This window comes from Streptomyces sp. NPDC057950 (assembly GCF_042887295.1).
In the GTDB taxonomy this organism is placed as follows: domain Bacteria; phylum Actinomycetota; class Actinomycetes; order Streptomycetales; family Streptomycetaceae; genus Streptomyces; species Streptomyces kaempferi.
Genome location: NZ_JBHVPP010000012.1, coordinates 86,395 through 108,786, shown reverse-complemented (window position 1 = coordinate 108,786; position 22,392 = coordinate 86,395). Strand labels below are relative to the sequence as shown.

24 protein-coding genes and 3 pseudogenes are annotated in these 22,392 nt (G+C 68.2%); 12 read left to right on the top strand and 15 right to left on the bottom strand.

Annotated features, from left to right (window positions below; translation table 11 throughout):
• Nucleotides 1–273: 273 nt before the first annotated feature.
• The 6 genes from ACFVTC_RS20975 to ACFVTC_RS20950 form a co-directional block, all read right to left on the bottom strand.
• Nucleotides 274–678 (bottom strand): FKBP-type peptidyl-prolyl cis-trans isomerase, encoded by a 405-nt coding sequence (locus ACFVTC_RS20975; RefSeq protein ID WP_390129065.1) that lies wholly within the window; start codon nt 676–678, stop codon nt 274–276.
• Nucleotides 679–819: 141 nt separating this feature from the next.
• Nucleotides 820–981 carry a hypothetical protein gene (locus ACFVTC_RS20970; protein ID WP_390129064.1) on the bottom strand — a complete coding sequence of 54 codons (162 nt, stop codon included), beginning with the start codon at nt 979–981 and terminating at the stop codon, nt 820–822.
• 108 nt (nt 982–1,089) lie between these two features.
• Complete coding sequence (locus ACFVTC_RS20965; RefSeq protein ID WP_390129062.1) at nt 1,090–1,272, bottom strand: hypothetical protein; 183 nt, start codon at nt 1,270–1,272, stop codon at nt 1,090–1,092.
• Nucleotides 1,269–1,406: a hypothetical protein gene (locus tag ACFVTC_RS20960; protein ID WP_390129060.1), complete on the bottom strand. Its 138-nt coding sequence runs from the start codon at nt 1,404–1,406 to the stop codon at nt 1,269–1,271. Before ACFVTC_RS20960 ends, ACFVTC_RS20965 begins: the two co-directional genes overlap by 4 nt.
• Nucleotides 1,399–2,007 carry a hypothetical protein gene (locus tag ACFVTC_RS20955; RefSeq protein WP_390129057.1) on the bottom strand — a complete coding sequence of 203 codons (609 nt, stop codon included), beginning with the start codon at nt 2,005–2,007 and terminating at the stop codon, nt 1,399–1,401. The genes ACFVTC_RS20960 and ACFVTC_RS20955 overlap by 8 nt, the downstream gene beginning before the upstream one ends.
• Entirely contained in the window at nt 2,004–2,657 is a 654-nt protein-coding gene (locus tag ACFVTC_RS20950) for a hypothetical protein (protein WP_390129056.1), read from the bottom strand. Before ACFVTC_RS20950 ends, ACFVTC_RS20955 begins: the two co-directional genes overlap by 4 nt.
• A 179-nt stretch (nt 2,658–2,836) precedes the next feature.
• Here ACFVTC_RS20950 and ACFVTC_RS20945 point away from each other — a divergent pair, with 179 nt between their 5' ends.
• Both ACFVTC_RS20945 and ACFVTC_RS20940 read left to right on the top strand, forming a co-directional pair.
• A complete protein-coding gene (locus ACFVTC_RS20945; RefSeq protein WP_390129054.1) occupies nt 2,837–2,995 on the top strand; it encodes a hypothetical protein in 159 nt (52 codons plus the stop codon).
• 769 nt (nt 2,996–3,764) lie between these two features.
• On the top strand, nt 3,765–5,375 hold the full coding sequence (locus ACFVTC_RS20940) for an alpha/beta hydrolase (RefSeq protein WP_390129053.1): 1,611 nt from the start codon (nt 3,765–3,767) through the stop codon (nt 5,373–5,375).
• Nucleotides 5,376–5,546: 171 nt separating this feature from the next.
• On the opposite strand, the pseudogene ACFVTC_RS20935 reads toward ACFVTC_RS20940, so the two are convergent.
• Nucleotides 5,547–5,789: pseudogene (locus tag ACFVTC_RS20935) on the bottom strand (SAM-dependent methyltransferase); the annotation flags it as partial.
• A 263-nt stretch (nt 5,790–6,052) separates the two neighbouring features.
• Between ACFVTC_RS20935 and ACFVTC_RS20930 the strand changes: the two are divergent.
• The gene (locus tag ACFVTC_RS20930; protein ID WP_390129050.1) at nt 6,053–6,679 is read left to right on the top strand and encodes an MmpS family transport accessory protein; all 627 of its coding nucleotides are present in this window, start codon (nt 6,053–6,055) and stop codon (nt 6,677–6,679) included.
• 185 nt (nt 6,680–6,864) lie between these two features.
• On the opposite strand, the gene ACFVTC_RS20925 is transcribed toward ACFVTC_RS20930, so the two are convergent.
• Nucleotides 6,865–7,293 (bottom strand): hypothetical protein, encoded by a 429-nt coding sequence (locus ACFVTC_RS20925; protein ID WP_390129048.1) that lies wholly within the window; start codon nt 7,291–7,293, stop codon nt 6,865–6,867.
• A gap of 995 nt (nt 7,294–8,288) precedes the next feature.
• Between ACFVTC_RS20925 and ACFVTC_RS20920 the strand changes: the two genes are divergently transcribed.
• Complete coding sequence (locus ACFVTC_RS20920) at nt 8,289–8,795, top strand: SUKH-4 family immunity protein (protein ID WP_390129045.1); 507 nt, start codon at nt 8,289–8,291, stop codon at nt 8,793–8,795.
• 11 nt (nt 8,796–8,806) lie between these two features.
• On the opposite strand, the pseudogene ACFVTC_RS20915 reads toward ACFVTC_RS20920, so the two are convergent.
• Nucleotides 8,807–9,133, bottom strand: a pseudogene (locus tag ACFVTC_RS20915) (transposase); the annotation flags it as partial.
• A gap of 52 nt (nt 9,134–9,185) precedes the next feature.
• Between ACFVTC_RS20915 and ACFVTC_RS20910 the strand changes: the two are divergent.
• Nucleotides 9,186–9,485 (top strand): hypothetical protein, encoded by a 300-nt coding sequence (locus tag ACFVTC_RS20910; protein ID WP_390129043.1) that lies wholly within the window; start codon nt 9,186–9,188, stop codon nt 9,483–9,485.
• Nucleotides 9,486–9,536: 51 nt separating this feature from the next.
• Here the strand turns inward: ACFVTC_RS20910 and ACFVTC_RS20905 are convergent, their stop codons facing one another.
• Complete coding sequence (locus tag ACFVTC_RS20905) at nt 9,537–9,740, bottom strand: hypothetical protein (RefSeq protein WP_390129041.1); 204 nt, start codon at nt 9,738–9,740, stop codon at nt 9,537–9,539.
• A 542-nt stretch (nt 9,741–10,282) separates the two neighbouring features.
• Between ACFVTC_RS20905 and ACFVTC_RS20900 the strand changes: the two genes are divergently transcribed.
• Together ACFVTC_RS20900 and ACFVTC_RS20895 are read left to right on the top strand one after the other, a co-directional pair.
• Entirely contained in the window at nt 10,283–10,975 is a 693-nt protein-coding gene (locus tag ACFVTC_RS20900; protein WP_390129039.1) for a response regulator transcription factor, read from the top strand.
• On the top strand, nt 10,972–12,810 hold the full coding sequence (locus tag ACFVTC_RS20895) for a sensor histidine kinase (protein ID WP_390129037.1): 1,839 nt from the start codon (nt 10,972–10,974) through the stop codon (nt 12,808–12,810). The genes ACFVTC_RS20900 and ACFVTC_RS20895 overlap by 4 nt, the downstream gene beginning before the upstream one ends.
• A 288-nt stretch (nt 12,811–13,098) precedes the next feature.
• Here the strand turns inward: ACFVTC_RS20895 and ACFVTC_RS20890 are convergent, their stop codons facing one another.
• Nucleotides 13,099–13,281: a hypothetical protein gene (locus ACFVTC_RS20890; protein WP_390129036.1), complete on the bottom strand. Its 183-nt coding sequence runs from the start codon at nt 13,279–13,281 to the stop codon at nt 13,099–13,101.
• Between the two features lie 238 nt (nt 13,282–13,519).
• On the opposite strand from ACFVTC_RS20890, the gene ACFVTC_RS20885 reads away from it, so the two are divergent.
• On the top strand, nt 13,520–13,861 hold the full coding sequence (locus tag ACFVTC_RS20885; RefSeq protein ID WP_390129034.1) for a DUF5713 family protein: 342 nt from the start codon (nt 13,520–13,522) through the stop codon (nt 13,859–13,861).
• Between the two features lie 176 nt (nt 13,862–14,037).
• A complete protein-coding gene (locus tag ACFVTC_RS20880) occupies nt 14,038–14,607 on the top strand; it encodes a hypothetical protein (RefSeq protein WP_390129031.1) in 570 nt (189 codons plus the stop codon).
• Nucleotides 14,608–14,678: 71 nt separating this feature from the next.
• On the opposite strand, the gene ACFVTC_RS20875 is transcribed toward ACFVTC_RS20880, so the two are convergent.
• Together ACFVTC_RS20875 and ACFVTC_RS20870 are read right to left on the bottom strand one after the other, a co-directional pair.
• On the bottom strand, nt 14,679–15,044 hold the full coding sequence (locus ACFVTC_RS20875; protein ID WP_390129029.1) for a hypothetical protein: 366 nt from the start codon (nt 15,042–15,044) through the stop codon (nt 14,679–14,681).
• A 1,369-nt stretch (nt 15,045–16,413) separates the two neighbouring features.
• Nucleotides 16,414–17,484: an alpha/beta fold hydrolase gene (locus tag ACFVTC_RS20870; protein ID WP_390129027.1), complete on the bottom strand. Its 1,071-nt coding sequence runs from the start codon at nt 17,482–17,484 to the stop codon at nt 16,414–16,416.
• 761 nt (nt 17,485–18,245) lie between these two features.
• Here ACFVTC_RS20870 and ACFVTC_RS20865 point away from each other — a divergent pair.
• A pseudogene (locus tag ACFVTC_RS20865) lies at nt 18,246–18,598 on the top strand (ABC transporter ATP-binding protein); the annotation flags it as partial.
• 178 nt (nt 18,599–18,776) lie between these two features.
• Nucleotides 18,777–19,163 carry an STAS domain-containing protein gene (locus tag ACFVTC_RS20860; protein WP_390129025.1) on the top strand — a complete coding sequence of 129 codons (387 nt, stop codon included), beginning with the start codon at nt 18,777–18,779 and terminating at the stop codon, nt 19,161–19,163.
• A 21-nt stretch (nt 19,164–19,184) separates the two neighbouring features.
• Here ACFVTC_RS20860 and ACFVTC_RS20855 read toward each other — a convergent pair whose 3' ends face one another.
• Entirely contained in the window at nt 19,185–20,336 is a 1,152-nt protein-coding gene (locus tag ACFVTC_RS20855) for a PP2C family protein-serine/threonine phosphatase (protein ID WP_390129022.1), read from the bottom strand.
• Nucleotides 20,337–20,479: 143 nt separating this feature from the next.
• Between ACFVTC_RS20855 and ACFVTC_RS20850 the strand changes: the two genes are divergently transcribed.
• On the top strand, nt 20,480–20,740 hold the full coding sequence (locus tag ACFVTC_RS20850) for a hypothetical protein (protein WP_390129020.1): 261 nt from the start codon (nt 20,480–20,482) through the stop codon (nt 20,738–20,740).
• A gap of 823 nt (nt 20,741–21,563) precedes the next feature.
• Here ACFVTC_RS20850 and ACFVTC_RS20845 read toward each other — a convergent pair.
• On the bottom strand, nt 21,564–22,328 hold the full coding sequence (locus ACFVTC_RS20845) for an SDR family NAD(P)-dependent oxidoreductase (protein WP_390129017.1): 765 nt from the start codon (nt 22,326–22,328) through the stop codon (nt 21,564–21,566).
• Between the last annotated feature and the right edge of the window lie 64 nt (nt 22,329–22,392).

Below are 22,392 nucleotides of genomic sequence, written 5' to 3'. Positions count from 1 at the left end.
ACACGGCCCGTTCCGAGCCCCTCGCCTCGCTGTGCGATCCGTGGTGGCGCCTGCGGACGGGACGGCGCTCGGACCCCCGGTTCAGGCACCCGGGCGGTGGCGCTGGGCAGGGTGTCGAGGCAGTCGACCGCCCTGTGGCCTCCGGCGGTCACTGAATCGCAGCGGAATCATTCGGACGCTGCGGAGGTGGAAGCTGGAGCGGCAGCGAGGAGCACGGCGGCGCCGACCCCGGGAGACTTCGCGGTACGTCGTGGGGGAGGACGGCCACGAGCACTACGCCTTGCTCCACCCGGTCGTGTGGGAGTACGAGTCCAGCAAGTCCACCACGAAGACCAGGGTCGAGCCCGGCGGGATCAACGGTGAGGGCGACTGATTACCGTAGCCGAGACGCGGGGGAACGATGATCTCGCGCCGGCCACCGACCTTCATCCCCCTCACCCCCCGGTCCCAGCCCTTGATGGCCTTGCCGCTGCCGAGGGCGAACTTGAACGGCTGGCCCCGGTCCCAGGAGGCATCGAACTCCTTACCGGACGCGAAGAGCACCCCGACGTAGTGGACCCTGACCACCATGCCCGGCTTCACCTCGGCCCCGACCCCGACGACCAGGTCCCGGACGGTCAGCTCGGTAGGAGCGTCACCCTCCGGAACGTGGACCTCGGGCTTCGTCGGTTCACTCATTGCAGCCTCATCCCGTTCCGTCGGAAACCGTCGCAAGGAACGGCCGGACGCATACATGGACACTCCATGCAGCAGATGGTCAGGCTACCGAGAATGCCGGGACGCGGGCTTCTCCGAACTTGCGCTGGTGAGGTGATCGAGTCACGAACGCCCGTGCTCGCGGCTGAGTTCGTGGTAGCCGCGAAAGTCGAAGAAGAGCAGGCCGTCGAGCACTGTTCCAGACAGGATTTCCGGCAGGGTCCATGGGCGGGCGGTATAGTCGTCCGCTGCCACGCCTCCATGCTCAAGCAGCACAGCGATCATCTGGTGAACCTCATCGGTGCCGTCGATGCGCCCCGAGATGTCGATCCGCCCCGCCCAAGTGGGGTGATGTCCGACGGCCGCTTCGAGGAGCGCGACGTCCTCAGGATCTCAGTCGGAGAAGAGGTGGCCGGTCTGCTCATCGTCGGTGTCGAGGGAGAGGTTGCCGTCCAGAGTCGACGGATGGCGCTGCTCAGGCAGATGCCGATCGAGCGAGGCAACGGTCTCAGCTCGCCTCTCCCTGAACCACATCCCCGTCCCCTGGCCCAACAGGTCGATTCTGATAGCGCTCATGCACGCGTGTCGTCGGCGTCGGCGTCGACGTCGGCGTCGACGTCGGTGTCGGGGTCCGGCACCACGCTCAGCGTCCGCAAGGCGTCGGCGTATTGGTGACGGTCGAACTGGAACGGACCGAATGCCTCAGCCATGGCGGACCCATGAGGTGAACTCGGCGGCGAGACCGGGTGGGTTGGCGGCCTCGGTGCTCCGGGCGATCGCCTCGTAGTACTCCAGCTCGTGGACGATCACCGGCACGGTTCGGCCGACAGATCTTTCGATGACGCCGGTCGTGTGGAGGGTTCGGGCGAGCTGGCAGCAGGTCTGGATGAAGCGGGCCTCGATCTGCGCGGCGAGTGGCCCGATGGCCGAATCCCAGTCGGCGAGGTCGGTCGGCCCGTCGTACCAAAGCCCGAGGTCGCTGATCCACTCCTGGCGGGCTGCGGCTCCGGCGGGGTCGCTGGTCAGGTCGCCGACCACAGTCAGCTCGTTCTGGATCCAGAAAGCGTAGTTCCAGCGGGCTTCTGCCTGGTCAGAGGCATCCTGGATGCTGTGGTGGGCCTGAGTCTCAGTGTTGTAGCCGATCGTCAGGGTCGGCTTACGGGGGTCGTCGTCCTCGTTGTCGATGAGGAACGAGACAGCGTAGATGTCGTCGGCGTCGGCGGCCGGGATGGAGGAGAGGGCTTTCTCGACGAGATGCCGAAGGTGATCGTCGAACGCCATGGTCGCTGGAGTCCTGTCGGTCAGGGTCATGCGTCCCACTGGTCGCAGTACTCGATGTGGATCTCGCGCGCGTCGCCGAGAATGCCGTCGTTGGAGTGGAGTTCGGTGCAGAAGCGCGGGTAGCTCGGATGGACGGGGACGTATCCGGGGCCGTTCCGGGCGACGTCGAAGAAGTGCCGGGCGGTGTCCGTGAACACCTTCGCGCTGCCGGTCATGAACAGGGTCTCGGCGTGGAGATGCTGGTGGAACAGATCCCGGTTCTCCTGGTAGTGCCGTGCCTCGTGGTCGGTCACGGCTTCGTCGGTGTGTCCTGCGCCAGGCAGCGTCACGGTCTGTGGACGCCCTGGGCCGAGCCGTTGTCGTATTTCCTTCCAGCGTGAGGGCGCGAACTGGAGCGAGTGGTGCAGCAAGACGAGATCAAGCTGCCGTGTGCCGTCCTCCGGCAGCTCGTGGGAAGGGCCACGGTTCCCCCGTATCGGCAGGTGGACCAAGGAGCGCGGTGATGAGGCGGCGATCTTCCACAGCCCACCGATCCGCTGGGCGGCGCCCTGATCGAGGTAGGTGTCCAGGTGCCGATCGTGGTCGATGAGCACCGCGCGGACCAGGGGCCGGGCTGGTCGGATGACCTTGAACTCCGTGGACCCGAGCCGTGCTTGGTGGATGGTGATGGGTAGCTTCATTGGTTCTCCGGGACACGGCGGGTGACATCGGCGGTGCCAGAGGCCCAGTCGCCTGCCAATGCCTTCTGCCATTGGACGGCGCCGTGGATGTGGACGCCTGGACGCCTGGAGGTCGGGATCAGATCCCTGCCGACATGCAATCAGCAACCTGCGAGCCAGTCCACCAAGTTGTAGACCGCATGGCAGTAGGGGGCGTGGACGTCCTTCCGCATGCGTTCCAACTCCCCGGTTTCCAGGAGGACGGGAAGTGCGGCATGCGCTCCTGCCACGCCGACGACAACAGAGCCTTCTCCGTCGCGCAGGGGAAGGTCGACACCGAACGGCGGGGCACCCCGTGAAGCGGGGGTGTCCAAGTAGAGGCGACACGTCGCCTGGTCCAGAAGCAGGAAGCCACGCGGGCGCGGCTCCGCGGACTCATCGGACCCCAGTGGAGTGGAGAAGGCCGCATCTTTGGCAGTACGTCGGGGTCAGCGGCGTAGCGCGAGATCAACTTACGTCCGAAGAGTCGGATCGTCCGCATAGTTGAGCAACTGATCGGTAGCCGATGCCGGCGGTGCCGGTCACCCCGGACTCGCGGAGAGGCGATGTTCGCCGAACCCCCCGGCCTACCGCCGTGGCTGGGACGCCGAACGCGGGGCCAGGAGGTCCTGGCGTCCCCAGGACTGGAGCAGAGGTCCTGGCGTCCCCAGGACTGGAACAGAGGTCCTGGTGTCCCCAGGAGTGGAGCATGGGACGGAGTGCGCCCCACGGGTGTGGCGGAAGCGGCGCGCGCTGCCGCCGGCCCCGGCCGCCTGCCCTCCGTCGGTGGCGGGCGACTGAGCGCCGCCGCGACCGCGCCGAGCAGCAGCCGTACCTGGGCTCGCCTCCTGGTCCGGCCGGACGCGTTCTCCGCGCGCGCAGGCGCTGCCGGTGGGTGACGGCATCACGCTGTCGTGGCCGGGTGCCACGGCGGGGACGCGACGCGGGCGGGCGACCGGGAGTCGGTGAGCCCGTCCCGGTCCCCGCCCGATCAGGTCACTCCATCGGCCCAGCTGTGGATGCTCCGCCGGTGACGGTGGAGTCGACTGGGTGGACCGTCGAGGCGACCTCCGTCGAAAGGGACACAGCGTGCCCATATCCGGTTCCATAGCGAACCGTCGGCGTGGGGCCATGGTCATCGCGTCGGCGGTGTTCTGCTCCACGGCCCTCACCACAGCGGATCCCGCTCCGGCCGACGTGCCGTTCCCCGCGGTACCCGCCCCGCGGCTGGACTGGAAACCCTGCGCGCAGGGCTCGGAGTTCGACTGCGCGATCGCCAAGGTACCGCTGGACTATCTCGACCCCGGTCGTCGCACCATCGAGCTGGCCGTCGTCAGACGAAAGGCGACCGGCCCCGGACGTCGCGCGGGCACCCTCTTCTTCAACCCCGGCGGTCCGGGCGGCCCGGGAACGGTGCAGATGCCCCAGAACTACGAGTCCTTCCCACGCGAGGTACGGGAACGGTTCGACATCGTCAGCTGGGATCCACGCGGAGTCGGCAACAGCACCGCGGTGAACTGCTTCACGACCACCGAGGAAGCCGTCGCATGGAACGCGGACAAGCCGGTCGGTCTCCCGGTGGGCGAACAGCAGCGGGCGGCCTGGATCGCCGCGTTCGCGGATCTGGGCCGACGCTGTGAGCGGCGGGACCCCGAGCTGCTGCGCCATGTGTCGACCGCCGACACCGCCCGCGACCTCGACCAGCTCCGCCAGGCGGTGGGCGAACCCCAACTCACCTACCTCGGCGTCTCCTACGGCACGTTCCTCGGCGCCACCTACGCCAACCTCTTCCCCGGCAAGGTCCGCGCGATGGTCCTCGACAGCAACGTAGACCCGCAGGCGTGGACGAATCACGCCTCGGACGCGGCACCACGGCTGACGCCGTTCCTGCGCATGGGCTCGGACGTCAGCGCCGCGGCGACCCTGGACCAGTTCCTCACCTTGTGCGGGTCCGCCTCCACGGCCGGCTGCGCCTTCTCCGCCGGGGGTGCGAAGGCCACCCGGGCGAAGTTCGACGAGCTGATGCGGCGCCTGCGGCAGCATCCGATGAGCGACTGGACCTACGGCCGGACGGTCGCCGACGTGGTGAGCGCCCTCTACGTCGTCCACCCCGGCTGGACGGACCTCGCGGCCAGGCTGCAGGACCTGTGGCAGGGGCGCGTTCCGCAGTCGGCCGCCCCGTCGCCCGCGTCGCCGGTCCCGGTCCCTTACACGGGGGTCGAGCAGGCCGGTTCCATCCTCTGCTCCGACAGTCCCACTCCGCGTGACCCCGGCGTCTACCACGCGCTGGAGGAGGCCGCCGCGCTCCGCGCGGGTGACGCCGGACGCTTCTGGGCCTGGGCCGCGGAGGCATGTGCCACCTGGCCGGTCGTCGCCGCGAACCGCTACCGCGGGCCGTGGAACGAGCCGACGGCACACCCCGTCCTGGTGGTCGGCACCACCTACGACCCCGCCACCCCGTACGCGGGCTCGCAGGCCATGGTCAAGGATCTGGCCTCCGCCCGTCTGCTCACCAACCGGGGCTGGGGACACACGGCACTGATCAACTCCGGCGACTGCGTGAGGGAGTACGAGAGCCGCTACTTCCTCGACGGCACCCTCCCGCCCGTCGGAGCGACCTGCGAACCGGACGCACGCCCCTTCCCCGCCCCCAAACCGCGGGGCGGCATCGCCACCGGAGGCGGCGGGAAGGCCCTGTAGCGAGCACGTGTCGCGGGCAAATGCTTCACTCGATTGCGCGAGTCCTCTTCCGTATCACCCAGGTCCTCGACATCCCGCCCACTGACCTCGTGAGATGCCCCGCCCGCAACACCGGAGTCGGCACGAGGACGTGGATGCCGATCCCGTCCCACTATGGGGCGGCAGCGTTGCTCAGACGCGGGCAGTCACGATCAACGTGCCGATATGGCCAGCCTTCGGCGCATCGAGGACTTCCGCCTTGGCAGTGCTGAAACCGGCCCGGGTCAGCAGTCGGCCCCATACCGCGGGCCGATGGCTGTACCGGTAGGTGAACGTGGCCTTCCCCGCGAACCCGCCCTTGTACATACCCTGCGGGCCGTAGGCGCCGGGGATCGCCGGCGGCTGGGAGTACACGAACACCCCGCCCGGGGCCACCGTCCTCCTTGCCGGACTGAGCACCCGCACGCTCGACGATCTGCGCGACGGTGAGCGGGAGTTGTTGGACCACGCAGAGCAGCAGGCGCGTGAGCCGGCCTGATGCGGCGAACAGAGCCCCGCCCCCGATTCGGGGAAGCGGGGCTCTGTTCGTTGAAGGTTCACATTTCGTTACGGTTTCATCACCGGGCCTTCACAGCTCTTACAGAATCCTCACCTGCCCCGTTACGGTCATCCCTCACGAACCATCCCTGGGGGGACACATGTCGCAGAATCAGCCGCCGCCGCCGCCGTCCGGGCCGGCCTGGGGCCAGGTACCGCCGCAGCCTCCGATGCCGCCGCAGCCGGCCAGCGGCCCGAAGTGGGCGCGGAAGCGGATCGTCATTCCCGCCGCCCTGGTCATCCTGTTCATCGGGGTCGGTATCGGCTCCTCCGGCAACGACCAGAAGACGGCCGCCAGTTCGAAGCCCGCGCCGCGCGTCACCGTCACCGAGACCGCCAAGAGTGACGCGAAGCCCGAACCGGCACCGACGGTCACCGTGACGAAGACCGCGAAGCCTCCCGCCGTGAAGGCCAAGCCGAAGAAGACCGAAGCGCCGGCACCCAAGGACCAGGTCGTTTTCAAGGTGTGGGGCAGCGCGCCGGCCGGTGTGGACATCACCTACGGCAGCGACTCCGACAGCATCCAGGGCCATGGCCTGCCGATGACGAAGACGCTCAAGCTGAAAGACGACGCCATGTACTACAACGTCACCGCGCAGCTACAGGGCGGCGGAGACGTCCACTGCTCCGTGACTGTCGACGGCAAGACGAAGACGGGGCACGCCTCCGGCGGCTACAACATCTGCAACGCGCAGCTCAGCGGCGGCCTGTTCGGCGACTGGAGTTAGCCCCGTATACACGACCCAGCACCCCGCCGCGGCCGAGAATGGCAGCAGCGGGGGCAATCCCGATCACGCGCTCTTGTCGTCCGGCGGCCGGACAGCGGCCGGCCGCTTCCGGGTGTACCTCCACCACGACTACATCAGCGGGCGTGAGTTCGAGCAATCCCTCTGCTGGCGGTGGATTTAGCTGGTCAGAGGTTGGACGAGCGCGAGTCGCGAGTATGCCGGGTGATCGCCGTGTAAAGAGCGGTCCGTTCTTCTTCTGACGCCGGCTCGAGTTCGCTGAGGGTCTTTGCCATCCGTGACAGGCCCTGTACGGAAATCCTGATCAGTCCCTCCGTCACAAGCGGGACGACCGATCCGGCAGTGATGTAGAAGGCCCACTTGGCGAGACTCGGGTCGGTCCTGGGGTGGTGCGTCGCGGACCAGAGTAGGACTTTGATCTGCACCGCTATGAGGATGGCGCAGATGGTGAACCATGCGGCGGCAGCCGCCATAACGGGCCATGCGATGTCGATGAAGCGGCGCGGGTCCACGATTGAGGTGATCTGATCGAGGTCTGCCGGATCGGGGGGTGGGCCCGCGGTGTAGGGCTTCGGCTGCTCGCCTTCGTGCGTCAACGATGAGTTGTGCCGTCTCGGCATAGGCGTCGATCCACATTCGAAAGAGCGTGAATGCCTGCACGGCGCCGATCAGCAACACGGCGAGGATCACTGTTGTGATGAGCGAGGCGTAGTCGTCGCTCATGGCCCACTTCATGCGCCCCCCTTGATCGCTTATTGGAGCAACCTGCCAGGACAGGGTCGTTTGACTAGTGCGTTTCGCAGTAGCCACACACACAAGGGCCCCGCTCCACAGGGCGCTTTTCTGTCAGTCCTCGCCGACAGTCGGTGGTCCGTCAGCGTCGTCGCTGGCTGGCCGGGTCCGGTCGTCGATAGCGATGGTTACCGGGTCGCCGCCGCTTCGAGGGTGTGTCGAGGTTCGCGACGTGCCCCATTTGGCCGTATTAAGGTGTCGGACGGCGCGGTACGGCGTTAGTCGTGCATGAGCAGAAGTCGCAGGTTGCGGGATCTGTCAGGGCCTCAGGCGTTCGACCAGCTGCGTGCGCAGTTGGCTCGTGCCGCTGCCGGGGTGGCCAGGGAGAAGGTGCCCCGGCACGAGGGGGTCGAGCCGGCGCGTGCGGAGCCGGATGACATCCGCGGTGAGGCGGACCCGCCACGTTCGGGCTGAGTCTCTATTACGTCGTCCGTCGGGTGTGAGTTGGCCTTTCGGGTTCGGTGCTCTGGGTGGGGGTGCGCCCGCTCGCCGGATGACGAGGCCGACGCGGACGGGTCAGGCGGGGCCGCTGACGTACCGGTGGCCGGTGCTGGTCGGTCGGAGGCGGTCGAGGCGGATGCGGGTACGGCGGCTGGGCTTGGCGCGCAGGTGCCCGGCGCCGCGAGGCAAGGCCAGCTCGACGACCGCGTGGGTGTCATCGATGTCGACGATGCGGACCTTACGGCCGGAGCCGCGTGGGTCGTTGTCCTGCCAGGGCCTGTCCGATGGGTCGTTAGGCTGGATCTGAAAGAATCAGCCTCCCCGCGATGTTGCGCGGCAGGAAGGCCGGGGTGGCGCTGTGAAACTGGCATGGACTCTGTACGACGAGGGTTGCCTCGCAGGTCGTGGGGTGCAGCGCGAGACAGCGCGCCTCCTCGTTGAGCAAGGGCTGCCGACCGACTGCAATCGGATGTTCGTGCGGGACCCGGTGCGGGAACTTGAGGTCCGCGAGCTCCCAGTCGGCCAGGCTGTCTTCCTTGGCGCGTTCGAGGACGGCGTCAACTCGTACTGGCTGGCGATCGGCAGTGGTGACGTCTGGATGGGCCGGGGTCACGACGGCGATGCGGACCAGCAATACACGCAGGTCAACTCCTCGATCGAGGGTCTGGTGCAGGTCCTGCGGATCTGGGAAGCCTTCGTCTATTCCGGCAAGAGCGATGAGGACGACGATTACGAGCACTTTGCCCAGGACGTGATCGACCAGGCCCGGCGAGCGGACCCTGATGCGTTCGCGGACGACGAGTCCTGGTGGTCACGTGTTTTCGAGGAGGTCGAGCTGGGCGTGCTCGTTCCCGAGGATGCATAGACGCTCGGCGTTCACGGCCGGAGCCAAAGACGGATCGCGGCGACTGTGACCGTCCCGTGAAAGACATAGGCTCTCTTGTCGTAACGGGTCGCGACCGCCCGGAAGGTCTTGAGTCGATTGATCGTTCGCTCGACCCCGTTGCGACGCCGGTAGATCGTCTTGTCGAAACCGGTGGGCCGTCCGCCTGTGCGACCTCGGCGCTGGCGGTTGGCCCGCTGGTCCTTCGGTTCGGGGATCGTGTGCTTGATCTGGCGTCGTCTCAGGTAGCGCCGGTTGCGGCGAGGCGAATACGCTTTGTCACCCCCGAGATGATCGGGCCGAGTGCGTGGGCGACCGCCTCCTAGGGCCTGTCCGATGGGTCAGGGCCGTGACTGAGCAAAGATGGTGCCCATGGCCTGCGAACCCGTGCAGATCCCGATCGATCAACTCCGTCGCGCTTTGGACGTGGCGCTACGGCACATCGAAGCGTCGGCCGGGCCCACCGTTACGCTCAAGGAAGACCTCTTCCGGTCTGTCCCGGTCGACGAACTCTACGACGTCGGCCGCGAACCCCAGGATCTTACGATCGGACAGCTTTCGGTGTCATGGCAGCATCTTGAGGATCTGCTCGCTCGCCAGGATCAGGCTGTGGGTTACCACTTGCTGTGGCTTGCCAACGTGATCCGGGCGATCGGACAGGACGTCCCCTGACAAACCTACTGGCGGGTCACGAGCGAAGCCATAGCCGGAGCGATGCAACGGTCACCGTTCCGTGATCCCGCGCCGGGCGGCCTGGGCGAGGGCCGCCTCCACCCCGGTCACCCAGGAGGCGCTGCCCCATCCGTGGTGCGCGGTGTCGAGGACCGCGGAGTCCGCGACGCTGTGGTGGACGGCCGCTATCTCGGCCCCGCCGAAACCGGCGTCGGCGATCTGGTCGATCTCCCGTCGGATCTCGTCCGGCCGCACGAGCCCGTCCGGCCACCACCAGCGGAACTTCGGCCGTACCTCGTGACCGGGCGCGGCGAAGGACAGGGACGAGGACGAGGCGACGCGGCGGCGGCCGGTACGGGAAGACGCCAGCCCAGCGCGCCGGCCGCGGCGGTTGCGACGGCGGCTCCGAGGAGGGCGCGGCGGGGGAGTCGCGCACGAGACGTCGGGGCGTGGTTGCTCATGGATCTCGTCCACTCTCTCGGAGGGCGGCACAAAGAAGACCCCCGGGGGCCCACGGCTTTGAAACGTTTTAATCCTGGGGGAAGCTAGGCGCCCGATCCGGGAGCGTCAAGATCCGTGCGTGCGCCAACTTCCGTCCGGCCAGGGCGGGGAGGCGTCGGTCCGGACCCGCGGGACGGGCCGGACGGACCCGCGCCCGGGGCTCCGCCGCGCGGGTGCGACGAAGGCGGAGGGAGCCGGCCAGGCCGCCCCGCACGCGGATATCAGGAATTTGTCAGCGTGTGGGAAGCGTCTCCCACCTGCACCGTTCTTGCCCGCCGGCGCCTACCATCGGCCGGGTGTGCGCACATGTGCTGGTCGCGGAGGACGACGAGAAGCAGGCGGAGCTGATACGCCGCTCGCTGCTGCAGGAGGGACACACTGCGACCGTGGTCCACGACGGCGCGGCCGCCCTCGACGAGGTCCGGCGCCTTAGACCGGACCTCGTCGTCCTGGACCTGATGCTCCCGGTGATCGACGGCTTCGGGGTGTGCAGGGTGCTGCGCAGGGACGGTGACATACCGGTCCTCATGCTCACCGCCCGCTCCACCGAGGACGACGTCCTGCTCGGCCTGGAACTCGGCGCGGACGACTACATGACGAAGCCCTACAGCCCCCGCGAACTGATGGCCCGGATCCGCACGGTCCTGCGGCGCAGCGGGCGCGCGGCCACCGAGCAGGACCGGGTCGTACGTGCCGCCGGTATCGCCGTGGACCCGGTACGGCACGAGGTGCACTGCGACGGCTCGCGCGTGGAGTGCACACCGGGCGAGTACGAGATCCTGCGCGCTATGACCGCCGAACCCGAACGGGTCTTCTCCCGGAGGCAGTTGCTGGACTGCACCCGCGGCAGCGACCGGGCCTCCACCGAGCGGGCCATCGACGTGCACATCATGAACCTGCGCAGGAAGATCGAACCCGACCCGCGCCGGCCCGTGCGGCTGCTGACGGTGTTCGGCGTCGGGTACAAGCTCAGCGGCGAGCGCGCATGAGGTCCGGCATACCGCTGCGCAAGAGCCTGCTCGTACGGCTCATGATCACCTCGGTGCTGATCGCCCTGTGCTCGGTGGCGGCGACCGCGTGGCTCGCGGTGCAGACCACGACGCGCGCCATCCAGGAGGAGCAGGGGCAGGCGCTCGCCGACGACACGGAGATCCTCCGGCAGCTCAGCGGATACGCCGCGACACATCCCGACTGGTCCGGCGTCCACAGCACCCTGCGCGAACTGTCGGGCAGAACCGGACGGCGCGTCGCGCTCACGGCACCGGACCGCATACCGATCGCCGACTCCGCGGCCCCCGGCACCGCCCTGCCGCCAGGCGCCGCGGCCACGATCGACCCCCTGCACACCGACACGTACTCCGAACCCGGGGCGCAGCTCAGCGGCATCGACCCCCGCGCGGTGGGCCCCTACCGGCTGACCTCGCAGGAACGCGCGCGGCTGCGGGTGCTGGCGGCGGAACGGCAGAAGTGCTTCCGGCGCAACGGCATCGTGACCACCGTCAAGGGGACGCCGAGCGGCCGCCCCGTCCTGATCGACGCGAACGGGGTGGACGGCAACGCGAACGTGCCGAACGAGTGCGCCGACGGACGGCTCAACACCCCCACGCACACCGAGCAGACCGCGCTGGACGAACTGACGAGGATCGCCCGGCCGTGCCTGGACCGGGAGCACGTGGGCCCCACCGGGTTCATCGAGTTCGGTGTCACCGACCGGACCACGGAGCCGGGCTTCGCCTTCAGAAAGACGGCGCAAGGCGGTCAGGACGCGGCGCGCGAGGGCAAGGGCAAGGACTGCGTCACCGAGGCGCGCCGCGAACAGCTCGACCCGACGGTCGCCCCGGTCGCCGAACTGTTCCTCGGCACGGGCGACACGGCCGTACCGCACTTCGACATGTCACCCGCCAACAAGGCCAAGGTCGTCGCCGTCACCGGTCTCGTCCTCGCCCTCACCGTGGCCGTGACCGCGCTGGTCGCCACCAGACTCGTACGCCCGCTGCGCGCACTGACCCAGGCCGCCCAGCAGCCGCCCGAGGCGCACGCACGGGTTCCGGTCACCACCCGGGACGAGACGGGCATCCTGGCCGTGGCCTTCAACGAGCTGACCGAGCGCCGCGAACGGCTCGAGGCCCAGCGCAAGGCGATGGTCAGCGACATCGCCCACGAACTGCGCACCCCGCTCACCAACATCCGCGGCTGGCTCGAGGTGACCCGGGACGGCATCGTCGCCCCCGACCCGGAGCTGCTCGCCTCCCTGCACGAGGAGGCGATGCTCCTCCAGCGGGTCATCGACGACCTCCAGGACCTCGCGGCGGCCGACGCGGGCGCGCTCGCGCTGCACCCGGAGGCGGTCCGCGCCGACGAACTGATCGAACAGGTCGCCGCCGCGCACCGGGTGGGGGCCGAAGCGGCGGGCATCGCTCTGCGGACGACGGTGGACGGGACACCGTGGTTCGACGCCGACCCGGTGCGGATGCGGCAGGCGCTGGGGAACCTGGTGTCCAACGCGGTACGCCACACCCCGCGGGGCGGCACGGTCACCCTCTCGGCACGGCGGGTGGACGGCGAGGTGGTCCTCGACGTGACCGACACCGGCGGCGGCATCGCGCCGGAGGATCTGCCCAGCGTCTTCGACCGGTTCTGGAGAGCCGAGAAGTCGCGCAGCCGACGCACCGGAGGCAGCGGGCTCGGCCTGTCCATCGTCCGCCAACTCGTCGTCGCGCACGGGGGTACCGTCACCGTGACGAGTGAGGTCGGCTCCGGCTCGGTGTTCACGCTCAGGCTTCCCGGCGGCGACCCGCCGACCGGCCCGGATGCCGACCGCTGACCTGCGCAGGGTGGTGCTGCCGGTACCAGGATCCGCGTTCCCCCTCACAGCAGGTATCTGGTTGCCCCGGTTTCCCGGGAGCACTGTGGTCCCATGAACACCATCAGGATGTCCGGCGCCGGAATCCGGGTCACGCCCCTGAGGTCGCTCGCGGGACGCACCTACGTCCCACGCGGCGGACACGGCGCGAGGACCGCGAGCACGGGCGTCGCACGCACCGGCGCCGGAAGCGCGCGGATCGGAGACATGGGGACCGGAAGACGGGGAGAACGGGCGGAGGGCCAGGTTTCAACGGTCGAGGCAACCGGGGCAGGCGTTGAGGACGCCGGGGGTGCTGTCCGCGAACTGGAGCCTTCGGACGCTGTCGGTGACCTGGAGCCTTCGGACGCTGTCGGTGACGGGAGATGCCGAGGCGTTCACGGTGCGCGTCGCGTGCGGCTCCACCCCGGTGTCCCCGACGAGGTCCTTCACCGTGCCGCGAGAGGTGACGGTCTGGCCGGCTCGGCGGTGAGAGGCTGCCCCGGCAGACCAGACCGGGCCTGTTGACTCCGGTCAGACACGCGCCGAAGAGGTCGCAGCAGCGGGTCGATGTCGCTGGTTCGCGCGGCCGGCATGGGGTCCGACAACCCTTGGACACACCCGGTCACGTCGCGTTGTCAGTGGTCTGGTGCATGATCGGCGGGTCAGTTCTTCTACGGGTTGGGACACCATGACGATCACGAACGAGCAGGTGGCGGGGCGTGCGTTTCTGCGGCCGCTGTACGCGGACACGTACTTCCCCGATCACGTCGTCGACAAGGGCAGGGCGATTCTGCTTCGGCTGTGTGAGCGGATCGAGGCTGAGCAGCCGTCGGAACTGGCGGCCCTGTATGTGCTCACGCAGGCCGCGACGGAGGAGTTCAACCTGCTCGAGGCGGAGTTCGAAGCGGCCGGAAGTGAAATCGAGACGGTAGCGCGCGAGGAGATCGCTGAGGACTTCGCGTTCGTAGCGAAGGCTTACGGCTTCGCGGACGCGGACGTGGAGGAGCTGATCGCCACGCGGGAGTGGTGAGGAGGAATTGTCAATTCGTGTGGACCGGCCGTTGGCGTCGGGGGGTCTCGGACCCGCCGCGGCCTGCCCAGGCCACTCCACGTTCCTCTCCCGTCAGTGCCCGCGTAGGGTCTCACGCCAGCAGCCGTTGAGAAACCCGAGGGCCCGACGCGCAGATGGACAGGGAGAGTGACCCCGTGCCCGGACCACACAGCAAGGCGATCCCACCCGTAGTAGCGGGCCAGGGAACCATCGAGCTGACAAGGGTTCAGGACGGCTACCAGGACTTCCTCCGCAGCTACACCGTGCTGATCGACGAAGTCCCGGTGGGCAAGGTCCGTCGAGGGCAGACCGTGCACCTCAAGGTCCCCGCGGGTACACGCCAGCTGCGATTGACGATCGCTTGGTGCTCCAGCCTCTCGGTGACCGCTGAGTTCGACGCCGGGAAGCTGATCTCCTTCACATGCGCCCCCGGCAGCCAGCCGTCCGCAATCACCGCCGTCACCGCCGGCGCGAACGACTACATCGCGGTCTGGCGGACACCGGAGGCGGCAGCCATACCGGCTAGGAACCGGATCGACGCGCTCACCCGCTTCCGCCTCGGCATCGCGTTCGCGTTCTGCGGGGGAGCCCTGACCCTCATCGGAGCCGGGATCTGGCATCTGACCGGGGCGGCCCCTGGCGCGGACAATGTTGTCACCGGCGTGAGCCTGGCCATTACCGTGGCCAGCATGCTCGCCTTCCGCATCAGTCGGCGGCGCCATTGATGACTGCTTCCCCCAACCCCTGAACCGGCGGCGGGCGTGAGTAATTGTCAACTCCTGCGGATCGTGCGGGCTTATAGCTCTTCGGTCGTCTGCGGGCGAGACGCGTTGAGCTGTCTGCGTAGACGTCTGATTTCGTCGATAAGGCGGGGGACGCTCTGGCGGGCGGCGGCGATGAATCGGGCGTTCTCGTCCCAGCGTTCGTCAGCGGTGTCGACGTAACGGGGCTGCTGGACGAGGGTTGCCGCCACGATCTCGTGGTGGTCGAAGTGAGGCCATCTTTCGCCGAGTCCGGTGTCGGGCACTGTGCTGACGGCCACCAGGCCCATGGCGCCCTCGTCGTCGAGGAGGCGCACGTGCCAGGGACCTGCAGTCGCCGCCAGCGCGATTTCTTCGAGTTGGTCCAGTTCCTCGTCGGTGAGCGGGTCGGGGGTTGTCATCAGGCCGCCAGTTCCTCTCGCTCGATGAACAGGCCGTGTTCGAAGCGGGCTCCGGCGGACTGTGACGGTGCCTGTCGCGAAGGCCCCTGTCGGGACACACCCGCTGGTCCGGCGACAGCGAGTGCCGTCCCGGACAGTGACCGACAGATCAAGACTCAGGACATGACAGTCAGTCGTATCGCGGGTCAAGCCACCACCGAGACGGCACCGCACTCCTCACAGTCGCATCTCGTGGTGATCGCGCGGTGGCACTCGAGCCGCTTGAGGCTCGTGCCCCACCCCTGACCGTAAGGGAACTCCCGAACCTTGCGTTGGTGACGACGGCCAGATGTGTACAGCTCCCCGCACAGCGCCTGGAGCTTGCCTCATCGCTCAGCTCGATGGGCGAAGCAGCGTGCGCCAGACGATCTCCTGGAGGGCTTCCGAGAAGCGGCGCTCCTGGACCAGGTGCTGAGAGAGATCTTGGAGTTCCTGCGCCAAAGGGAGGGTGCGGGACAAGCCTAGAAGTCCACCTTCGGCCCCTGGTAGCCGGGTGATTGGACGTACCGACAGCAAGTTCGCTGGGGTGCGTCAGGAGCTTCATCCGGTTTCGGCCTGCCCGTGTTCGTCCATCGGCGGCCTCGTGGCCCCCGCTTTGAAGAGCGTCCCGATCATCCGTACCACCCTGACGGCCGCTGCGACCGTGGGACCGTCCGCGCATGCGCGGGGATGATCCCTCGCCCTCTCAGTGGCAGCCACACGGACTTTCACAAGGCGGACAGAGTTGACCACCGCTCATCGACAACATGTGTTGCACCATCTCCTGCGGCTACTCCTGCGTCTTTTCTTGCGGCAACTCCTGCGCGAGGGTGGAAGCCGGGCTGGCAGCCGTGCAGCTCGACCCAGGCTTCTGCTCGTGGCGGGATTCTGACATCCCCTGTGTAGCCACTTTTCCCAGGCTGGTTGGAGATGGGTGAGAAGGGGGGCGGGCGCAGTCGAGCAGTAACCGCGAGGACGGCAGCGCCGCCTGTGCAGCACCGGGCAGCTCTGCCGCTGCGCCGGTACCCATGGCGGGTCGGGGGGAATCCCTCGCTGCGCTCCCGCGGCCGATCTATGAGGCCAGGAAAGTCTGGCAGGAGGAGACCCTCGCGCTCCTGGAGCGTGAATGCGGTCGACTACCCGTAACTGCTGCTGGTGAGGGCGGAGACAGCTCTCCTCACCTGACCAACGCTGCAGCTACGTCGCCGACTGGGCCGGGGCCAACAACGTCGAGATCGCCGTCTTCGGCGAGACGGACGCATTCCCGGCGCCACCGCCCCGAGGGTGATGTCCGTGGACCAGGACAAGTCCCCCTAGCAGGCGGTGATGCCTGGAGGGAAAGGAAACCCCCTCAGAGGTGGTTGACGTCGATGACCGCCTGGGCGAACGCGGTGGGTGCTTCTTGCGGCAGGTTGTGACCGATACCGGTGAGTGTGCGGTGGTCGTACTTGCCGGTGAAGCGGTCGCGGTACGAGGCGCCGTTGCCGGGGGCGGTGAAGGGGTCGCGTTCGGGGTCGAGGGTGATGGTGGGAACGTTGATCAGGGGGCGGGTCGCGAGCTGCTTCTCGTAGCGGTCGTAACGGTGTTCGCCGTCGGCGAGGCCCAGCCGCCAGCGGTAGTTGTGGATGACGATGGCCGCGTAGTCAGGGTTCTCGAACGCGGTGGCCGTACGTTCGAAGGTGGCGTCGTCGAAGTCCCAGGTGGGGGAGACGGTGTCCCAGACGAGCCGACACAGGTCGTGCCGGTCGGTTTTGTCCTCCATGGCGAGGCGGCCGCGGTCGGTGGCGAAGTAGTACTGGTACCACCAGGTGTGCTCGGCCGTGGGGGCCAGAGGCTTCTTCTGGGCCTCGATGTTGGTGATGAGGTATCCGCTGACGGACACCAGCCCTGTGACGCGCTCGGGCCACAGGGCCGCGATGATGTCGGCCGTTCGCGAGCCCCAGTCGAAGCCGGCGAGAAGCGCCTTTTCGATCTTGAGGGCGTCCATCAGCGCAATGATGTCCAGGGCGACTGCCGACTGCTGTGCGTTGCGCACGGTCCGCGAGGACAGGAAGCGCGTCGTGCCGTGACCGCGGAGAAAGGGCACGATGACCCGGTAGCCCTGAGCGGCGAGCAAGGGGGCGACGTCGAGGTAGCTGTGGATGTCGTAGGGCCAGCCGTGCAGGCAGATGACGACGGGGCCGTGCGCGGGTCCATCCTCCGCGTAGCCGATGTCGAGCACACCGGCCCTGAGCTGCTTGAGCCGGGCGAAGGAGGTGTGCGTGCCCGGGGTCACCGTGGGCACGGTCGGCGTCGGGTTGCCACCTGCCCCGTGGTGACCGGCTGAGACGGCCTGCGCGCTCGCCTGGAAACCGCCAAGCGAGACGGCGGCCACTCCCATGCCAAGGCCCGTGGCGTGGTTGAAGGTACGCCTGTTGATCATGAGGAACCCCTCCGTCGTGCGTGTGAAAGCGCATGTCCCGGTTCGTGAGCGCGCCGGATACGGCCTCTCCGGGATCACTGTGGTGCGAGTGATGACTGTTCCACAGCAGGCGTCACCGGTCAAACAGGTGACGCAATATGGGTCTCGACTGGACGGGATGTGGGGTTCGCGGCTACCGCTCGGGGGACTGATCGCGGAACTGAGACACATTCGGCAACCGCGACACGCGGCTACCCTTCACGCGTGTCGTGTCTGAACAACTTCGTTCACGAGGTGAGGACGCCTCGACTGGTCCCAGCGGCCACGGCCGCCGTGGCTTCACAACCGCGGCGAACATCGCCGCACCGGGGTCCGGCGTGTCGAGCCGCACTGTGGCGATGGGTCGGGAGCGCCGACGCCCGTGGCCCGGTGCCGGCTACCGATCTCTGATCAAGGAAATCAGTGATCCGGTTCCGCTGTCCGCCTCCCGGAAAGCCGAAGCGGATCGCGGCGCAACATGACGGTGTCGGATGTGAACGTACGCACACTGCAGGTCCTGCCCGCCGCCCCCGGATCGCCATCCCTGCGACGGCAGCCGCAGCCGCAGACTCGCGCCCGAGGTTCGTCGCCGAGGGAGGATTCTGCGTCGGCGGGGTCGACGGCGACGGGGGGGCATGGTGCGGCCGCCGAACTCGACGGTGGCTGGAACCTGGGGCTGCTGTCGTGGAGGGAACAGCTTGTCGAGGATTTCGGCCCGCGCCTGTTCGTTTCGTGTGGCGTGAAGGGCTGCGTGGCCCGCGCGATCCCTGCGTGACGCGCCGATCCTGCTGCTGGACGAGGCGACCAGCCCCCTGGACTCGAAGAGCGAACGCCTCGTCCGGGAGGCCCTGTGGCGGTTGATGGATGGCGGGACGGCGCTCGTGGCGGCGCACCGTGTTAGTGCGGTCGCCAAGATGGAAAGGCTCGTCGTCATCGCCGGGGCCGGATCGTCGAACAGGGCACCCACCGGGCGTCGAACAGGGCACCCACCGGAAAACTGCTCGCGACCGACGGCGCCTACGCGAGGCTGGGGCAGCACCAGTCCGGCGGCTTCCTCGACGACAGCCCGGCCGGGAGCGCCGGCAGGTCCGGCTGACCGCCGGCCGAGGTGACTTTCCGTGGGTCCCGCCGGGTGGGAGTCGGGGTGTGGCAGGCGTTCGGAGGTGCTCGTATGGTGAGAGCAGGACGACATCCGTCGCCCCGGGGACAGTCGTGGTCGTGCCACGCGTCGCGGGTCGCGTGAGCTGTCCCGATCTCCGGAGAGAGAGCCGGCGATGCGAACCAACATCATCCGGAATCAAGCCCTGTCCGTCAGCCATCACTGCCTGAACGGCTGGACCGTCGTCGAGGTCGACGGCGAGTTCGACGCCCACACCGCGCCGCAGGTGCGTGAGGCGGCGATCGGTCTCCTCGACCATGGACACCGGCATTTCGTACTGGACCTGTGCTTCGTCCCGTTCCTGGACTCCACGGCACTCGGAGCCATGGTCGCCATCAGCAAACGGATCACGGCTCAGCAGGGATCTCTGCGCATCGCATGCCCTTCGTCGCGAATGCGGAAGGTCTTCGAGATCAGCGGCCTGCAGCAGATCTTCGACTTCTACGACTCACCCCAGGACGCCGCCGAACAGGCTCCGAGGACCGGGGCACCGGCCCCGTAGACGGAGCGCGCGCAACGGAACTCAGCCGACGAGGGAAGGATCCCGGTCCCGCTGGACGACGATCATCGCCATGTCGTCGTCCAGCCGGCCACCCGTGTGCTCCCGCACGTCGGTGGCAAGGCCGGCGACGAGCGCGCCCGGCGGCTGCTCCTGCCGGAGGGCGGCACGTTCGGCGAGGGGGTAGAAGGCACCCTCGCGGTCCCGGGCCTCGGTGACGCCGTCCGTGTAGAGCAGCAGCCGGTCGCCGCGGTCGAACGGGAAGGTCGCCGGGGCGTGGACGATGTCGTCGGACAACCTTCCGAGCCCGAGCGGTGGCGACGGCTCGGGCACCACGAGGGGGATCACCGTGGAGGTGGCGACGGAGAGCAGGAGGGGCGGCGGGTGACCACAGCTGATCACGCGCACGACCGGCTCGTCGTCCGGGATGTCGAGCACCGCGGCCGTCACGAATCGCTCGGCTACGTCGTCCTCCGGCTCCGCGAACTCCGCGAGACCCCAGTAGACGGTGTCCTCGATGTAGGCGACCAGCTCCGGCAGCGGCAGCTGACGGTGCGCCGCGGCGCGGAAGGCGCCCAGCACGATCGCCGTGTCACTGATCGAGGCCAGCCCCTTGCCCCGGACGTCCCCGATCAGCAGCCGGGTGGAACCGGGAACCCGGGCCACCGCGTACAGGTCACCGCCGATGCAGGTGTCCGCGTCGGCGCTTCGGTACGCGGAGGCGAGGGAGACCGGTCCGGCCCGGTCCGGCAGTGGTCGCAGAACGACGCGCTGTGTCGCGTCGGACACCCGGCGTACCCGTGCGAGCTCCCCTTCGCGGCGGTCCCGCAGGCGGGTGAAGAAGACGAGGAAGGCGACCGCGATGGCGAGCGCGATGAGTTCGATGACGACACTCTCGGTGGTCAGGGTGTGCCGCTCGGCTCCGGCCTGGATCAGCGCCAGCACCGCCAGCAGCCCGGCCAGCGACGTGACGCGCGGGCCGGCGTGGACGGCGGTGACGGCCACGGCCACGACCAGCAGGTGGGCCAGATGGATGTTCGGCGGGAGGAACAGGTCGGCCACCGGGATGGCGACGATCAGTAGGAGCGCCCCGGCCAGCCACAAGGGTTCCGGCGCGGGCCGACGCCAGGTCCGCAGGGTCCCGGTCACCGACGTACCGATGCTGGTAGCGCTCACAGCGTGCTCCCGTGCTCGACGTTCTGCCTATGGGAACGCGTGGCCCTTCGTGCGTCATTCCCCCTGGGGTCTTCGGCGCCCGCCGCCCGGTGCTCGCCGCCGGGCCGAACGCGAGCCGCGGAGCCGCGGCAGAGACACCGTTGGTGACCGAACTGCGGAAGCCCAGGGTGCCCGCGGTCAGGGTGGTGTCGGTACGGGTGTCGACCCGGGTGCCGTCGATCGAGGTGGTGATGCGGCTGCCCTCGGCCCTGATGGTGATGTGGTGCTGGGCGTTGGCGTTCGCGGTGGTGATGACCGGACTCAGATCGACCTCACCGAGGTTGGTGAACCGGCCGCCCGGCCGGACGTGCGGGCGCAGCAGCACCTTGCCTGCCGTCTGTGCGGCGTTGATCTGCCACATGTAGTAAGTCTGTGCGTCCTTCACCCGGAGATCGATAACGTGACGGGCCCATTCCGGTAGGCACTCGTCCGCAGTGCGGCGATACTTTCTGCATCGGCTGCTGACTCACCGGCGGAGTTCGTCCAAATCTCGCAGGTAATCGCCCCTCCCCGATGCAGTATCGGCACTGCGGTGGCCTGGCCACAGGACGCTCCGAGCCCCGCTCAGTCCTTGATCAGCTCCTCGAAATCCGGACAGTTCACCGCGTGCCACCCGTACCAGGATCTCTCCGTCGCTCTGGAGGACCTCGCCATGCCAGGGCAGTCAACTGTCGCAGGGCCATATCGCGTATGGCTCGCCCTGATCGTTCACTGCCGCAAGATCAACCGATCCCACGGGCGCGCTGTAGGACGTGTTCGGTCGGTGAGTCGTCATACAACCAACCCTGCCAGAGCGCCAGCACAGTCAACCGTTCGTCAATCCGACCTGCGACGGCGGATGATTTCGTTCGACTCTGCGCAGGGGCTGGGGTTCATCGCCCCCTTACGGCGGTGAAGACCACATTCCGTTCAAGGCGCAGGCCGTCAGGTTCGTGGAGGTGGTCGCGGAGGGGCAGCTGGTCATCTACGCGATCGAGCGTGCGGACGCGGCTGTACGAGCCGTCGAGGTGCGCCCCGCTTAGAGTTCCTGGAACCCGGCCCGGGGGACTGGCCGGGTCCTGGGAATTGTGCCCGGGCGCATTGGTCCCGGGGTTCGGTGGCCCTGACTCGGGGCCAAGGCGGCGGGCGTACCGCCGTACATGGCCTGCCGCAAGTTGTTCGGACAGGCGTGAGCTTGGGGAGTGGGGGCTACCAGGCGCTTGCGCCGCCGTCGACCGGGTAGTTGGCTCCGGTGATGAAGGACGCCCGGTCGGAGGCGAGGAAGGCGGCCAGTTCGATGATCTCCTCGGGCCGTGCGAAGCGCTTGAGGAGTGTCTTGCTGGTAATGGCGTCCCTCATGGTCTGGTTGTCCCCGAGGTCGCGGTCGCTGGCCGGGGTCAGGACCGGGCCGGGGCTGATCGCTACCGCGCGGATGTTGTGGGGGGCGCCTTCGAGGGCGAGTTGCCGTGTCATCCCGATGACCCCTGCGTTTGCCGCGGTGTGGGCGACCATCGGGGGTGTGGAGCCTGCGATCAGGCCCGCCTCCGATGCGACGTTGATGATGACTCCGCCCCCGCGCCGGACAAGGTGCGGCCACGTGTACTTCGACACGAAGAAGGGGATGTCGAGTTCCCCGGCCACCGTCGCGTGCCAGTCCTCGACGGAGAAGTCGGGCATGGCGCCGAAGCGCTGCATGGCCGCGTTGTTGTAGACGACGTCGAGCCCGCCGTAGGCGCCGGCGGCCGCGTCGGCCATCCGATGAACCTGCTCCTGGTCGGTCAGGTCGACCGGTGCGATGTTCGTCATCTCGCCACCGGCGCGATGTACGAGTTCGGCTGTCTCCGCGTTGCCGTCGTCCTGTATATCGACGCCGACGATTCTCGCGCCCTCCCGAGCGAAGACCAGGGCGGCGACGCGGCCCATGCCTCCACCGGTGCCCGTGACGAGCACTACCTTCTTGTCAAGGATTCCCATGATTCTCTCCTGCCTTCGATACCAGTTCCATCGGGTCTGTTTGGGAAAGCTGTGAATGCGCCTG

Excerpts from the sequence above, each read along its gene's own strand:
- ACFVTC_RS20860 (WP_390129025.1), top strand. The coding sequence starts at position 18,777 with ATGCGAACCAACATCATCCGGAATCAAGCCCTGTCCGTCAGCCATCAC.
- ACFVTC_RS20895 (WP_390129037.1), top strand. The coding sequence starts at position 10,972 with ATGAGGTCCGGCATACCGCTGCGCAAGAGCCTGCTCGTACGGCTCATG.
- ACFVTC_RS20845 (WP_390129017.1), bottom strand. The coding sequence starts at position 22,328 with ATGGGAATCCTTGACAAGAAGGTAGTGCTCGTCACGGGCACCGGTGGA.
- ACFVTC_RS20960 (WP_390129060.1), bottom strand. The coding sequence starts at position 1,406 with ATGGCTGAGGCATTCGGTCCGTTCCAGTTCGACCGTCACCAATACGCC.
- ACFVTC_RS20970 (WP_390129064.1), bottom strand. The coding sequence starts at position 981 with ATGATCGCTGTGCTGCTTGAGCATGGAGGCGTGGCAGCGGACGACTAT.
- ACFVTC_RS20950 (WP_390129056.1), bottom strand. The coding sequence starts at position 2,657 with ATGAAGCTACCCATCACCATCCACCAAGCACGGCTCGGGTCCACGGAG.
- ACFVTC_RS20965 (WP_390129062.1), bottom strand. The coding sequence starts at position 1,272 with ATGAGCGCTATCAGAATCGACCTGTTGGGCCAGGGGACGGGGATGTGG.
- ACFVTC_RS20885 (WP_390129034.1), top strand. The coding sequence starts at position 13,520 with ATGACGATCACGAACGAGCAGGTGGCGGGGCGTGCGTTTCTGCGGCCG.
- ACFVTC_RS20975 (WP_390129065.1), bottom strand. The coding sequence starts at position 678 with ATGAGTGAACCGACGAAGCCCGAGGTCCACGTTCCGGAGGGTGACGCT.
- ACFVTC_RS20930 (WP_390129050.1), top strand. The coding sequence starts at position 6,053 with ATGTCGCAGAATCAGCCGCCGCCGCCGCCGTCCGGGCCGGCCTGGGGC.
- ACFVTC_RS20870 (WP_390129027.1), bottom strand. The coding sequence starts at position 17,484 with ATGATCAACAGGCGTACCTTCAACCACGCCACGGGCCTTGGCATGGGA.
- ACFVTC_RS20945 (WP_390129054.1), top strand. The coding sequence starts at position 2,837 with ATGGCAGTAGGGGGCGTGGACGTCCTTCCGCATGCGTTCCAACTCCCC.
- ACFVTC_RS20875 (WP_390129029.1), bottom strand. The coding sequence starts at position 15,044 with ATGACAACCCCCGACCCGCTCACCGACGAGGAACTGGACCAACTCGAA.
- ACFVTC_RS20910 (WP_390129043.1), top strand. The coding sequence starts at position 9,186 with ATGGCCTGCGAACCCGTGCAGATCCCGATCGATCAACTCCGTCGCGCT.
- ACFVTC_RS20955 (WP_390129057.1), bottom strand. The coding sequence starts at position 2,007 with ATGACCCTGACCGACAGGACTCCAGCGACCATGGCGTTCGACGATCAC.